Origin of the sequence: Chryseobacterium sp. 'Rf worker isolate 10', assembly GCF_050753305.1 — a bacterium.
Taxonomy (GTDB): domain Bacteria; phylum Bacteroidota; class Bacteroidia; order Flavobacteriales; family Weeksellaceae; genus Chryseobacterium.
In genome coordinates this window covers 108,060-122,849 of sequence record NZ_JBOZOF010000008.1, presented here as the reverse complement: position 1 = coordinate 122,849, position 14,790 = coordinate 108,060, and the positions used below count along the sequence as shown (strand labels likewise).

Here is a 14,790-nt window from a genome sequence, read left to right as displayed (position 1 = left end):
AAGTTTTTTTCGTCTGTTTCTTTTTGAAGTAATATAATGTTTCTGCTTATCTAAAAGCTCTTCTGCGCTGCTGATCTGCTCTCGTTTTTCAGTGGGGCAAAGATAGAAACTTAACACACACTACGCAACTTTATTTAACATAAATGTTACATTTTATTCATATTTATCCCTAAAACACTGGAACGCAGGAAGAAAAATTTTAAACATTTGTTTGGGAGGTTGAGTGAGAGAGGTCGGAGGGTTTGAGAATTGGAGCGTGGGAGGGTTTTTCATGAGTAATGAGTAATGAGTAATGAGTAATGAAAGGTATACCTATATATAATAGTAGATATCTTTCTAGAAATATTCTTTTCTAGGTTTGGGATAAAGCCAGCTGAATGATTTGTGTTCATCAAACAGGCTTCGTTCGTCTAAGCTCAAGGTTATAGTCCGTTTCTATTGAACCGCCAGGTACAATGAACCACAGATCGCACGGATTGGCACAGAGGACAACGGATACTATATATAAGAGATATAATAGCAGAATATTCACCGTAAGTAAAATGCTTCGACTAAGCTCAGCATGACACCGCTAATACTTACTGCTGAAAAAATCTTAGACATTATCCTGTCAGCTTACATTCTTTAAGATTCTTGTGAATAAGTCCGGATTCCTGTACAATGACACAATGGGAATAGCAGGATATCTCTACACTGGTTATTGTATAGGAATGATAGATTTAAAAACTTCAGACTCATTACAACCTGAACTCCACAACCCGAAACCAGGAACTCGAAACACAATAACCCAAATCACTATACCCTGAAACTCTTCATTCATCATTCATAATTTATAATTCATAACCCCTTCCCTAGCCCTGATAGAAATGGTTACCCCGCAGATTGGGTTGGAGAGTGGGTGGGTTTGAGCATCGGAGAGCACTGGCGCGAGGAGTATGAATGGATAGCAGGATGAAGCTTCTCAAAATGTTCGAAAGGGAAAGAATTGGAGTGTCGGAAGATTTGGGGGGGAGATAAAAAAGTGAAGGATTAGAAGAAACGTTTGATGAATAACTTATAGGTATAGTATCCCAATAGGCATCCTATAGTATCTGCTACGATGTCTAATGTTTCCATAGATCTACCTAACCCCATTTCTTCCTGTAGAATTTCTGTAAGGAATGCATAGATTAGAATGATCTGAAAGAAGTATGAGAATTTTATTTTGGGAAATGCAGCAATAAAAGAAAAACCCAAAGCTGCAAATATACTTAAGTGTAATACCTTGTCGATACCGCTGAACATGAACCAGTATTCCTGGTTTTCTTCTCCGGGTTTGAGAAGCATATAAGTAAGAAATGCCCAATAAATGGGCAATATCTTACTAAATATTTTTGAAATCTTATCCAATGATAGCTTTGTAATCATCTGCAGAAAGTAATTCAGACTGATCTGCGCCATCAGCAATTTCCAATTTGATGATCCATCCATCTCCATAAGGATCTGTATTCAATAATTCCGGCTGATCTTCTAAGTCTGAATTAAACTCGATAACCTTTCCTGCGATAGGTAAGAATAAATCTGAAACCGTCTTTACTGCTTCTACACTTCCGAAAACGTCTCCTCCATTAAGGTCATCATCTACTGTATCTACATCTACATATACGATGTCTCCAAGTTCTCCCTGAGCGAAGTCTGTAATACCGATTGTAGCTACATTACCTTCGATCTTGATCCATTCGTGATCTTTCGTGTACTTTAATTCTGATGGTGTGTTCATTTTTTAATTTTTATTTTGTACAAATGTATTCAAAAATATACTAGCTTCAAATATTGGATATAAAAAAAGTCCTTCAAAACTGAAGGACTTTTAAGTTTGTATCATTATTTCTAGAATCCGGACTCTCCGAATGTAAATGTGGCAGAAATACCTGCTCTGATCGTAGACAGTGGGAATGCTGTGGAGATCTTATACTTTGAGGTCATCTGTTCGTAGAATACTCTCAGGTTAAGATTCTCGGAAACGTTATAATCTGCAGAAAGTTTGATATTCATCAGTCTTTGCCCTCCTGTCACCTGTGCATCATTGAGTAGAATATTCATAATAGAGGTTTTGCTGTCTCTTAATGAAATATCTCCTCTGATATTAAGGTCACTTCCTTTTCCTCTTGTTCCTCTTCCTCTGATGTTGGCTGTTCCCAATCTGAAGTTTCTAATAATATATCCAAGTCTTACTACATATTCTGTATTGGCATCTTCGGTAAGAGTCTGGTTAACTAATCCCAATACCATCATTCTTGTTTTATTATACTGGATTCCGAACTGCATATTGTTTCTCATAGTAACATCTATCCCGATAAGTGGTGAGAAAGATTCTACATATCCTACCTGCGCAAATGTATATGGATTGATCTTGTCTCCTGCATTTTTGATGACGTTACCTGCATCATCAACTGTCTGATAATATCCGTTCGGGTTACCGTGATAATCTACATTGCTCTGGATTCCTGTTGCAGTGTACGTTGCTGTATATCCGTGTAAGATATCAAACTTCGTGAACTGCCCACTAATGATCGGAATATTTTTTAACCCTGAATAAGTAATTCTCCAGTTTGGTAACGGGAATCCTGATTTTTTAGGATTACCCATTGGTGTCACAGATTTTCCTTCCATAGCTGCTCTAAAGGCAGGAATCAATACATAGGCATTTCCGATACTGTAATGCTGAGCAAATCCATTATTATCTAATATTGCTCCTGCTCCTCCAAGCTGTTGTGAAAGTGCTCTTGCATTTTCTCTGATAGCCTGATAAACTGCCTGTCCATCTTTAAATGAAGTACTAAGAAGCATTGTCGTATTGGAATACGTTGTCAATTCGCTGGCAAATGTAAAGTCAGGATCCGGAACTCCGTTATTTGTATAGTTAAATCCTGTATGTGAGAAGTTACTGTTAAAGGTATGCAATACGTTTAAATCAACCCTTAAGTCGTTCATAGGCATTACCTGTAAGTCCGCCCTCAACTCTTTGGTAGACATCCTTACATAAGGATCTGTCATGTAGTTGGAACCGCTTACCCATCCGTTCTCCATTACTGTTCTTCTGATATCCGCCTGTGATCCGAAAAGGAACCCAAGTGTAGGACCTCCTAATGTCTGTCCGTATCCATACAAATTCGGTGCAGACAATAATCCAGGAAGTACAGTACCATTTGTTTCATTATAACTTACGTTCAGCTGTTTGAAAGATGTAAGTAAGAATGCTGCACTTTGCAGTGGAGTAAGTCTATTTTTAAACTTATACTTTTTATATCTGTATCTGTTCTTCTCCCATTGTTTTGTATACACATTGTTCAGAGAGTCCATCTCTTGTTTGCGTTTCTGAAGCTTGGCGTTTATATTTTTAAAATAGTTAAACTGCCCGAAGAACTTAGGAAGATCCGCTGAAGCTGTTGCCTGAATAACATTTGTATTTTGTCCTACAGATCCTAAACTTTGCTGCTGATTGGTCTGAGGATCTATAAATCCAAGCAATGAAGTAGATCTTGCGGCCCAGTTATAAGTAAATCCGTATCCTACCTCTGCATCAATGAAATCCAAATAAGGCAGATATTGGAACGGAAGTTTATAGTTCAACTGTGCTCTATGGTTATACAACACTGGTCTTCCTGCTCTGAATACATTCCCAAAAATCGATTTGTTGTCCATTGAACCCACATCCAGATTATCATTAAGAGTTCTGGTTGCTGAATTGATTTCCAGTTTCAATGACTTCGTGAAATTGAACCCTAGCCCATACTGCCATCCAAAGAAGAAATTTCTGTTTTTGATAGCATCAAAGTTATTATTCATGTCTCCGTTAAGGATCGCTTCTACATTTCTGAATTCGAGCTCATTGTAATTTCTATCGATTTCGGTTCTGAAAGATATTCTTGTAGGAATCGGGTTAAAATTGAATTCCTTCACCCATCTCAAATATTTCGTAGATTTTGCAGTATCGCTGATCATTTTATTGAAAGGCTTGATAACCCACGGCTTAAACGTATAGTTATAATCAATGTATCCTCTCAGATATTGTCTGTAATTTTTCTTGGTATAAATATCTCTAAAATAGTCATCGTTATAAACTGCCGTCACCGAAACGTTTTCAATATCATAAAATTTAGGCTTTTTATTCGGATTTACTCTTTCTTTATGCATATTAACGACTCCTATACTTCTCTGTTGAGTATATGTTCTCGCTACTTTTTTCAACTGATCCTTGTTCGGTGCCTTATTGAATTCTACGTCGGTATCCAGAGGATTATATTTCGGATCTTCGATAGTCTGTGAATAAGAATAGTTTAAAGGAATCTTCACACCTGTTTTTTCAGGAAGAAATTTATCCAGATTCACTGCAGTGTTAATACTGAATGCTGACTGAGTAGACTGTGTTCTTTCTGCCGGTTTGGAATCAATATTTCCGAAACCTACTGATGTATAAGAAGCATTAGCATTCACTGTTGCCAGGTCTCCCATGTTAAAGTTTAAGCTGGCGTTTCCTGCATATCCTCCATCATTCTCAATTTCAGAAAGTCGAATTTCATTGACCCATAATATTCTGGTTATTCCCGCTCCTCCTCTTACATCTGCATTTCTTACCCCAATCATAATGGTTGTAATATTTCCTAAGCTTGGTCTACCTTTGATATAGATATTTTTGAAAGGCTCCTGATATGAAAGATCCATTGTTCTATTGGTAATAGGAACTCCTGATTTATCTCTTCTGATTTTAGCATCTACAAAGTTTTGAACATCAAAATCAACCTCATTTTCCAATGGCCAGATTTCCATAGGAGCAGTTGCCGTTGTTGGAGTCATTTTTAAAGACGATTCATATTCGTAGTAGTTATCAGTAGCATCACTTCCGAAACGGATAAAGAATTTGGTTTTCTCATCCATTCCTATTACTCTGTTCAGAGGATCATGAGCGTGTACAAACAGCTTCAGCTTTTTGTATCTTCTCATATCCAAGGTTGTATTTTTGAATACTCCTCTTGCTTCAGATTTAAGATCAGTTACTTTCATGTAAAGTGAAGCTTCATTTTGTCTCTGAGCTCCGGCATTTCCACTTAATACCTGTCTGTCAATTCCTGGAGGCAATACATACGGAGGCTGGTTCAGTGCATTTTCTTCAATATTTACACTTCCTACTTCAAAGTTTGGATCTGCCACAGTACCTATTCCTTCTTCTGGTGCAGAAACCACTGTACTGGCTATTTTACTATCATACTTTCTCCAGTCTGATCTTACAAGATCCATTGTTCCGAATCTTAAAGTGGATGTCTGATCAAATCCTGCCAGCATTAATCTTGCAAATCTTACATTGTTCAATACTGAAAGGTCATGCGATCCTTCCTGCGGATCATATTTAGATACCGGGATTCTGAAAAGATACCATTTAACATCTGAAGTCTGTCCGTTCTGGAATGTTGCTTTTACAGTTTTAACATCCACAATATTATTATTTGATCCCAGTGACAAGCTTGGCTGGTCAAGCTTAATAACATATTGGTTATAATTTTCAGTCTGATCAAGGTTATAATCTTTATTGATATCTTCAGCATCCGGAGTTTGTGAAGCTACATTCAGAGAGTTTGCTTCTGAGTTTCCTTCCGGGTTTCTGAAATATTTGTAACGTTCAACTACTGAAGCAGCCTGGGTTCCTGTGAATTTATCAGAAAGATAGAATACGAAGTCATCCACTGCAGGGTCAGCAATATTGGTTACCGGGTTTACGAATGTATTTCCGAATCTCATGGCTTCCTGATCAGAAGTAAGACCGTCATAACCTGCATCCTGTACTCTTCTGTCATCTCCTTCTGTAGAGAATGCGTATAAGATTGGCGGTTGTTTTGGTTGTACTCCCCAGTTTGAATTGGTGGTAGACGATGGTGTACCAGGAGTTGGAAGTCCGTTTTCGTACTGCATTTTTCCATCCTTCAAAACATCTTCCGAAACGTTTCCTAAATGAAGTAAAAGTCTTGGATCTGTACCTAATGTTTTACCATCTGCATAGGGATCCATCATCCAGAATTCAACGTATTCGATATTTGACGTAACAAAGTTTGGAACACTGATAGACCTCATAATTCCTCCCCATCTGCTTTGCGCCTGCTCTGTTACTGGATTTACGTTGTATGGTCCTTTTTCTTTAGGGAAATAAGAGATATCGAAAGTATTTGTGAATGTTTGTTCCCCTGCTACGAAATCTCTGTTGTTATAAATCTCCGAATATTGTACTCTTCTTGAAGCGTGATTGGATACAGACTGTGGTGTAATTCCTGAAGGAGCTTTTCCTCCAACGCCCCAGAATCTAGGATCGATATTATACCATGTTAATAATCCTCTTCCATATCCGCTTGTGATATCATCATTACCAGGCACTGTATTAAATGGCGGCAATACGTTTTTTTCCGGTTTTGAAGCTAAACTCCATGCTGCCGGTTCTTTTAATGATATTTTAGACGTGGTCTGTTCAAAATCATCAATATAAGACTGGTTGTTAGTACCTTTATTCAATCCAGGTATCAGGTAAGCGCCCTCCATCTTAAAGTTGATATTGGATGGAGCTTCGGTTTTTACCATTGGAATTTTATTGGCAAATCTGGTTAAATAAGGAGCCTGATTATTATACATCAAGTTGATCCCTGCCATGGTATTGTTTACCGCTTCCTGTCCGAAGTTTACTTTCTGGGTCAATGGAGACTCTGAGTAGTTGATCACAGTTCCTCCTAAGATAAAGTTTTCGCTGAACCTTCTTTCTAAATTTAATCCTAAGAATCTTTTTCTCTGGGTATTAAATGTTAATTGGTTTTCTAATGAGATATTGATCGCCTGTCCGGACTGTTTTACATTTTCATTGATGATGGTAACTGTCCCAAGCATATAGTCTACCGTATAGTCTACCCCTTCAGTAAGCTGTACTCCGTTTGCTGCTACTTTTACGGATCCTTGAGGAACGTTTACTGCTCCTAGAGAAATCCCTTGTCCCTGAGTTCCTTTATAACGGCCTTCAAGTGTATATCTTTGGGAAAGGTTACTGGACAACACAGACTGTTTTTGTTTGGTATAAAGATCCTGGAAGACATACTGAGGATCACTGGTTCCTAATTTGGATTCCAGATATTTACCGAAAGGCTGTACTTTGGTAAAGATTACCCTTCCTGTCTCCGGTCTAATCGTAGTCCCGGGAACAAAATCGAAAATACCATCTCCTTTAGATCCATCCTTATTATTCTGGATGTCATTATTCATATTAAGACGGTCCCAGTTAAATAGCTTCAGTAAGTTCTGATCTTTTACAGGGGTATCCGGAAGGTAGTTTACTTTACCTCCGGTTTTCGGATCTCTGTAATATACATTTAGAATAAACCCATCCTGTGCTACCTGTCCTGCATCTATAGAATAGATATTCTTCATCATCAGGTCCCACATCGGAGACTGAGTGTTCACTTTATTATTTACCCTCAATACTTTAGTAATCAGTACAGGACTTTCTTCGGAGAATTCCCCTACTTTGTATACTTTATTACTTCCGTTAACGGTATAAGAGTATGAAACAGCTAAAAGCTGCTGGTCATTTAATTTTTGATTTAATGAAATATATCCAAGCTGCGGCTGAAATGTGAATTCACCAGCATTAAGCTTTCTCGCTTTTGTATTGTATATAAACTGCTCCCCATTATCATAAGGAGTAGGATCTCCCGGAAGCACCTGCCCCTGAAAAATAGTTCCATAATTTTTTCCTGCTTCTCTTGATCCGGCTACTGATGAAACACCATCATACAAACCATTCAAAGAGTTATCAGGTAAAGTAAATCCACCTGCTGCTTCCCCCAAATCTCTGATCCCGATAATACTTTTCTGATACGCCAGATTACTGTTCCCCTGATCAAGTACCCAAACCTCCATTCTGGTAATATTAATAGTGGAATTGATCTGCGGATAATTAAGCAACGCATCATCATATTTGTTCAGGAAATAATGTCCTAAAAAGAAGTGTTGGTTTTCTTCATAGTCAATAGCATTGACTTTAAAGTTATTCATAACACCTCCACCCTGTACGACAATATTACGAGCCTCACCCTGTTGTTGGGAAAGAACTACTGTTCCAAATGTTTTTCCTAACTGGAATTCGGTTTTCACCCCGAACAATGATTGCGAACCACGGATCAGACTGGTGGAAAGCGGCATATTTACGTTACCGAATTCAACTCTTTTGATGATTTTATCTTCTCCTCCTTCGTTGGGTTTATCTACATTTCCAAGGCCTTTGCTTTGAAGATCTTTCCAGCTTCCTTTTGCCTGCCAAACAAGGTTCATCCTGTTTTCGAAAGCAAAACCACTCTGGGTATCATAATTGGCCTTTAACTGCAAGTTTTCTCCTACTTTCCCCAATAATCCCAGCTGAATTCTCTGATCAATATCAAAGGTAAAACTGGTCCTGTTTTGCGGCAGGATCATAGGGTTGTCTATTTTCTGGTAAAGCCCGGCAAAATCCAGAGAAGCGTATCCTGAAGGAATGATTTCAATTTTATTCCCCCCGAAAATGGTTTCGAAAAGCTTGTTATTGATCATTACTGAAGGAATGAGCCCTTTTCTCCTTGCATCTGATTTGTCTCTTCTGAAAAGAAGATTGTATTTATCAGATTTTTCCTTGTAGTAAGCTTTAGTCTGGGTAGCGAGCATATATTGCTTATACTCTTCCGGAGACATTGCTGTAGGAGGACCTGTGATTGTATTTCCAATCTTGGGATACACGTAGTACATCCCGGTTTTTATGTCGTAATAGGCTTCATACCTCGTAGGGTCTGCCACTTCATATTGTTTTCTTATGATCGCCGTATCTCTCTGTGCCTGTGCAAAAGCACCGACAGAGATAAACAGGAACGACAGGAACAAAAATATGTTAAGATGCTTAATATTCGCCACCAAATGTTAAATGTTTTTTAAGATTTGTTTAACCAATTCTTCTACTGAGATGCTTGGATTTTGTTTTATTATTCTATCCGCGATCTTTTCACTCGTACGCTTAGGAATTCCTAAAACTTCTAATGCAGATAACGATTCTTCCTTGATTTTATTATCTGCCATCACAGAAATGTTCGCATTCGGATCGCTGTATTTCTGTACTTTATCTTTAAGATCTACAATAATTCTTTCGGCAGTTTTTGCACCGATTCCTTTCGCTTTTTGAATCAAAGCACTGTTTCCGGAAAGTATTGCAGAAGCAATCTCATCAAGGCTCAATGTAGACAGCAGTATAAGTGCTGAGACAGCTCCTACACCATTAACACTAATTAACAGATTGAACATTTCTTTTTCTGAACGTGTGTTAAATCCGAAGAGAAGATGGGCATCTTCACGGATGATCTGCTGGATAAATAGAAAGGTCTGCTGATTCAAAACCAGCGTCTGTGAGGTCATCAAACTGATTCCCACGTAGTAACCAACCCCTTGTACATTGATGACCGCGTAGGTAGGCGTAAGTTCTTGAACGTTGCCTTGTAAAGAAAATATCATTATTAATTTTTAAAACTCCCAAATATAGCAATTTAAACTAATTAATGTTTTCATTTCACGTGCGAATGATTTTTAACTTAATTTTTAGGTAAGAATTCAATGAATTAACATAAAAGCAAAAGACTCCAAAATATGGAGTCTTTTATTATCTCAACACTGTTTAAAGTGTCTTTTTTTAATAAGAAAATCTGATTTAGTTTGATTTCTTTTCTCTTCTTTGAGCATCAAGAACAGCAATGGTAGCCAGGTTTACAATTTCATCTACGCTGGAACGCATCTGAAGTACGTGTACCGGCTGCTTTAATCCCATCAATATTGGTCCGATAACCTGTGCTACTTTCATTCCTCTTATAATTTTATAAGAAAGATTTGCGCTTTCCAGATTCGGGAAGATAAATGTATTGGCAGGTGTTGTTCCTAATTTTGAGAATGGGTAATCGCTCAGGTGATCTGCATTCATTGCAAAATCCGGTTGAATTTCACCATCCACAATCATTTTAGGGAATTTTTCATGAAGGATGCTTACTGCTTTCGCTACTTTTTTGGAAGTTTCAGAGATTGCAGCAAAGTTTTCAAATCCAAGCATTGCAATTCTTGGTTCAATAGCGAAAGATTTCACTGTAAATTCCGCCATTTTAGCAATATTGACAAGGTCTTCTGATGTAGGATTCTGATTGATGGATGTATCTGCGAAGAAAATAGGTTTCTTTTCAGACAGAATCATCATCATTGCCGCTACTTTATCTACTCCTTTGTCTTTTTCAATCACTTCTAAAACAGGACGTAAAACTGAAGTATAATTTTTCGAGAAGCCTACGATAAGCCCATCAGTATCTCCATGTCTCAGCATAAGAGGTCCGAAATAGTCTCTCTGACGTACATATCTTTTCGCTTTGTACTCATTCATACCTTTTCTCTGGCGAAGTTTCCAAAGGGTTTCTCTGTATTTTTTTCTGTTTTCTTTCTGATCATCATCACTTGGATCAATGATGGGAACATCCAGGGTAATTCCGTAACGCTCCATTTGTTCCTTGATGTATTTTTTATCACCTAAAAGGCTTGGATAAGCAATTCCTTCTTCATAAAGAATTTGGGCAGCTTTCAATACATTATATTCTTCAGCATTCCCAAGGGTGATTCTCTTCGGATTGGATTTCGCACGGCTCTGCATCATTCTTACCAATCTCTCATCTCTACCCATTCTGTCTAAAAGCTGGTGCTCATATTCTTCGAAATCCGTAATGGTTTTTCTTGCAACACCACTTTCAATAGCTGCTTTTGCAACAGCGCTTGATACTTTTGTGATCAATCTGTTATCGAATGGTTTCGGAATGAAGTATTCTCTTCCGAACTGAAGATTCTGAACGTTATATGCTAAAATTACAGCTTCCGGAACCGGTTCTTTTGCCAAATCAGCAATTGCATGTACGGCAGCCAGTTTCATGTCTTCATTAATTCCTGTAGCCTGTACATCTAATGCTCCACGGAAGATATATGGAAATCCTAATACATTGTTTACCTGGTTAGGATAATCACTTCTTCCTGTTGCCATGATGACATCTTTACGGGTTTCAAGGGCAAGGTCATAAGCAATTTCCGGATCAGGGTTAGCTAAAGCGAATACGATAGGATTTTCATTCATGCTCAAAAGCATTTCCGGAGTCATTACGTTTCCTTTTGACAACCCTACAAAAACATCAGATCCTTTTACCGCGTCTTCTAATGTTTCGATATCTGTCTGAGCAATGAAATCCAGTTTTTCAGGAGTAAGGTTTTCTCTTTTATGGTTGATAACTCCTTTACTGTCACACATCAGGACGTTTTCTTTTTTCAATCCTAATGAAATATAAAGCTTGGTACATGCAATAGCTGCCGCACCTGCTCCGTTTACCACCATTTTCACTTTATCAATATCTTTATTGGCAATCTGCAGAGAGTTGATCAATGCTGCCGCTGAGATAATTGCTGTTCCGTGCTGGTCATCATGCATCAGAGGAATATTCAATTCCTCTTTCAGTCTTTGTTCTATATAAAAAGCTTCAGGAGCTTTAATATCTTCCAGGTTGATTCCTCCGAAGGTAGGAGCAATACCTTTTACAATTTCAATAAATTTATCCGGATCTTTTTCGTCAATCTCGATATCAAAAACATTGATATCTGCAAAGATCTTGAACAAAAGTCCTTTCCCTTCCATTACCGGTTTTGAAGCTTCAGCACCGATGTCTCCCAGTCCAAGTACGGCAGTACCGTTAGAAATTACTGCTACCAGGTTTCCTTTTCCTGTATAATCATACACAGTTTCAGGTTTATCATGAATTTCCATACAAGGAACTGCCACTCCCGGAGAATAAGCCAATGAAAGGTCTCTTTGAGAAGAGTGCGGCTTTGATGGAATAACTTCAATTTTTCCTTTGGGTTCTGCTTTATGATAATCTAGCGCGGCCTGGCTAAAGTTCTTTTCGTCACGATTGTTGTTACTTGACATAAAATTTTGTTTTTTGTTAAAGTATATATTTAATGTGGTAATCTACTAAGCTTTCAATTGGTTTCTGAACTACATGTCCCACATTTAAATTAAGCTCTGCAGCTGCAGAACGTAGAATATTTTCATAATAATACGCTATTGATCCTATGAAATTGATCTCCGCTTCTTTTGATTCTTCATAAGGAAGAACCTGGAATTCGAAGAAACTCAGCATTTCATCAAAAACCATTTTCTTAAAATAAGGATGATCCTTTCTTTCTACAACAAATTTATTGAAATTAGCAAGATAAGCATTAGGCATGGAAGTATGGTACATGTTCTTAAGTACTTCTTCAATAGAGAGATGATAAGTGTCTTCAAATTCTTGATGAAGGTCATTCGGAAGTTTCTGCATGAAATATCTTCTCACCAGCTGTTTCCCTATAGAGCTACCGTTTCCGTCATCCATAAGAAAGCCAAGCGAAGGAAGTTTCACTTTCAGATCTGTTCCGTCAAAATAGCAAGAATTGGATCCTGTTCCCAGAATACATACTATCGCAGGTTTTCCGTTATATGCAGCATAAGCTGCGGCTGTAAGATCTTCTTTTACTATTATTTCGGCTTTGGCAAAAACCCTTTGAAGTTCTTTTTGAATAATTGCACGGTTGGATGCAATTCCACATCCTGAGCCATAGAAAAAGACTTTAGTTATAGAGTTTTTGACAGCACCAAGACTTGTATTTTTTTCTATTTCCGGTACAATAAGTTCTGCTTTGGTATTATTAGGATTGAAACCGATTGTTTCTGTTTTTAAAAAGACCTTTTGAAAGTCATCCAAAATCACCCAATCACATTTTGTAGAACCACCATCAACAATAGCAACCATGTTTATCATTTTTATTTTAAGGGTGCTAAATTAGGAATTTATCTTCAATTAGCATTTAAAAACAATCTGGAAGCTGTTTAAAATCATTAATGTTTAATTTGTGTTTTTTTTTCGTTGAATTGTATCAGCCAATCTTCTATTTCATCTTCCAGATAGGAAGTCTGTAATACCATTGCATTGATAAAATCATCTGGCACTGGTTCTCCTTTGGAGTTTTCAAGATTCCACAATTCGTTTGACATATTTTCATATTCAGAATACACTCTTTTGAAGCGGGAATTTTCTTTCTCAAGAGCCTCAATATTTTTCTGTTGAAGCTGGAATTTTCTGTATTTGTTTTGACTTTTCATACAAATATTATTAATAATTGGTCATAAAATGTTGGAGTATATGCTCTTAATCGCGCACTACAAGATAGAAAAAACCATCAACACAAGAAGTTGAAAATGAATTTATTATCAGGTCTTTATTACATCATTCTGAATATTAAAATTAGAAATAATTTTTATTAAAAAAAATATTTTAACAACTTTTTTCAGTGTTTAACATATAGTTATAAATTTGCACAATCATATTGTGAAGTTCTCCTGTTATTGATATTCTAAAACAATTATTAATAACAGAAAATATAATAAAGCATTTGCCTTTTTAGACAGCAGCTGTTTCACTACTTCACAATCTGTACAAATATTTTTAGATTAAATTAATGAAAGAAATACTCATACGTCAGAAGCAGGTTTTGTTCTTCATCATTGCAGGAGGGCTCAGTGCTATTGTGGAAATAGGCAGCTTTAAGATATTCAGCACTTATCTTCCTCATTTTTTTGTAAGAGAGACTAACTTTTATGGTATACATTATCCTTTAAGTAATATATTTTCCACCAGCTGCGGGATTATTACCAATTACTTTCTGAGTATCTGGTTTGTTTTTGAAAGAGGAAAACACTCCAAGAGAAAAGAGTTCGCTTATTTTATGGTGGTATCTTTCTTTTCCACCCTGCTCAGCTTAGGGTTTTTCCAGATATTCTACAGCTTTATATTTAAAGATAATATCAATTTATTTTTTTATACCTTGAGCCCGGAAATGATTAGTAAAATTGCAGCAATATTGCTGGTTTCCATTCTGAATTATTCGATAAAAAAGAAAGTAATTTTTAACGGTTAAGCTGTGACAAAAATTTTAAATTATCTCTGGAGATTCTGGCTGCTGCTGCTGGCTTTTTTTCTGACAGTCGGTATTGGAATCCCGGTCTATATTTTATCTTTTAACAAAAAACATTATAAATACGGATATAAACTTGTCAGACTCTGGTGTTTCGGCATGTTTTACGGAATGGGTTTCAGATATGACCTGATTAAACTTTCGGAACAGGAAAAAGATAAGAACATTCCTTATGTCTTTATCTCGAATCATACTTCTATTATGGATATTATGCTCGTCTGCATTCTGTTTCCGGATCATCCGATTTGTTTTGTAGGTAAAAAAGAACTGGTCAAGATTCCTATTTTTGGAACCATATATAAAAGGATATGTGTCATGGTAGACAGAGCCAGCGCAAGAAGCCGTGCAGATGTATACCGCAGATGTGCAGAAAAGATGGAGGAAGGCAACAGTATTGCTATTTTTCCTGAAGGTGGTGTACCGGACGACACTTCTGTTATCCTTGATGATTTTAAAGACGGTGCATTTATGCTGTCTTCGAAACATCATTCTCCTATAGCTGTTTATACCTTTGTGGGACTCAAGGAAATGTTCCCTTTTGAAAACTCAAAAGGGTATCCCGGAAGAGTAAAAGTCTATTTTAACGGAATTATTGAGCCTACAGATTCGCCAAAAGACTCAAAAGCAGAGGCTTATGAGAAAATAAAAAAAACCTTAATTAGGTATTCCGTTTAAAGG

9 protein-coding genes are annotated in these 14,790 nt (G+C 37.1%); 2 read left to right on the top strand and 7 right to left on the bottom strand.

Features of this window, described 5'->3' with window-relative positions; all coding sequences use genetic code 11:
• Positions 1-1,029: 1,029 nt before the first annotated feature.
• From LKL37_RS22960 to LKL37_RS22930, 7 genes are all read right to left on the bottom strand, one after another.
• Entirely contained in the window at positions 1,030-1,356 is a 327-nt protein-coding gene (locus LKL37_RS22960; protein ID WP_431612569.1) for a VanZ family protein, read from the bottom strand.
• A 25-nt stretch (positions 1,357-1,381) separates the two neighbouring features.
• The gene (gene gcvH, locus LKL37_RS22955) at positions 1,382-1,759 is read right to left on the bottom strand and encodes a glycine cleavage system protein GcvH (RefSeq protein ID WP_065401025.1); all 378 of its coding nucleotides are present in this window, start codon (positions 1,757-1,759) and stop codon (positions 1,382-1,384) included.
• Positions 1,760-1,869: 110 nt separating this feature from the next.
• Positions 1,870-8,949 (bottom strand): cell surface protein SprA, encoded by a 7,080-nt coding sequence (sprA, locus tag LKL37_RS22950; protein ID WP_431612568.1) that lies wholly within the window; start codon positions 8,947-8,949, stop codon positions 1,870-1,872.
• Between the two features lie 6 nt (positions 8,950-8,955).
• A complete protein-coding gene (gene ruvA, locus LKL37_RS22945; RefSeq protein ID WP_431612567.1) occupies positions 8,956-9,540 on the bottom strand; it encodes a Holliday junction branch migration protein RuvA in 585 nt (194 codons plus the stop codon).
• 193 nt (positions 9,541-9,733) lie between these two features.
• Positions 9,734-12,025, bottom strand: a complete 2,292-nt coding sequence (locus LKL37_RS22940) for an NADP-dependent malic enzyme (RefSeq protein ID WP_431612566.1) — start codon at positions 12,023-12,025, stop codon at positions 9,734-9,736.
• A gap of 16 nt (positions 12,026-12,041) precedes the next feature.
• Entirely contained in the window at positions 12,042-12,890 is an 849-nt protein-coding gene (locus LKL37_RS22935) for an ATPase (RefSeq protein WP_431612565.1), read from the bottom strand.
• Positions 12,891-12,976: 86 nt separating this feature from the next.
• Positions 12,977-13,240 (bottom strand): hypothetical protein, encoded by a 264-nt coding sequence (locus tag LKL37_RS22930; RefSeq protein ID WP_089696488.1) that lies wholly within the window; start codon positions 13,238-13,240, stop codon positions 12,977-12,979.
• Positions 13,241-13,596: 356 nt separating this feature from the next.
• On the opposite strand from LKL37_RS22930, the gene LKL37_RS22925 reads away from it, so the two are divergent.
• Positions 13,597-14,055, top strand: a complete 459-nt coding sequence (locus LKL37_RS22925) for a GtrA family protein (protein ID WP_105703332.1) — start codon at positions 13,597-13,599, stop codon at positions 14,053-14,055.
• A gap of 3 nt (positions 14,056-14,058) precedes the next feature.
• Positions 14,059-14,787 (top strand): lysophospholipid acyltransferase family protein, encoded by a 729-nt coding sequence (locus tag LKL37_RS22920; RefSeq protein WP_431612564.1) that lies wholly within the window; start codon positions 14,059-14,061, stop codon positions 14,785-14,787.
• The last annotated feature ends 3 nt before the right edge of the window (positions 14,788-14,790 follow it).

Bases quoted from the DNA above. Each gene is read 5' to 3' on its own strand.
- gcvH (WP_065401025.1), bottom strand. From the start codon at position 1,759: ATGAACACACCATCAGAATTAAAGTACACGAAAGATCACGAATGGATC.
- LKL37_RS22935 (WP_431612565.1), bottom strand. From the start codon at position 12,890: ATGGTTGCTATTGTTGATGGTGGTTCTACAAAATGTGATTGGGTGATT.
- ruvA (WP_431612567.1), bottom strand. From the start codon at position 9,540: ATGATATTTTCTTTACAAGGCAACGTTCAAGAACTTACGCCTACCTAC.
- LKL37_RS22940 (WP_431612566.1), bottom strand. From the start codon at position 12,025: ATGTCAAGTAACAACAATCGTGACGAAAAGAACTTTAGCCAGGCCGCG.
- LKL37_RS22930 (WP_089696488.1), bottom strand. From the start codon at position 13,240: ATGAAAAGTCAAAACAAATACAGAAAATTCCAGCTTCAACAGAAAAAT.
- LKL37_RS22925 (WP_105703332.1), top strand. From the start codon at position 13,597: ATGAAAGAAATACTCATACGTCAGAAGCAGGTTTTGTTCTTCATCATT.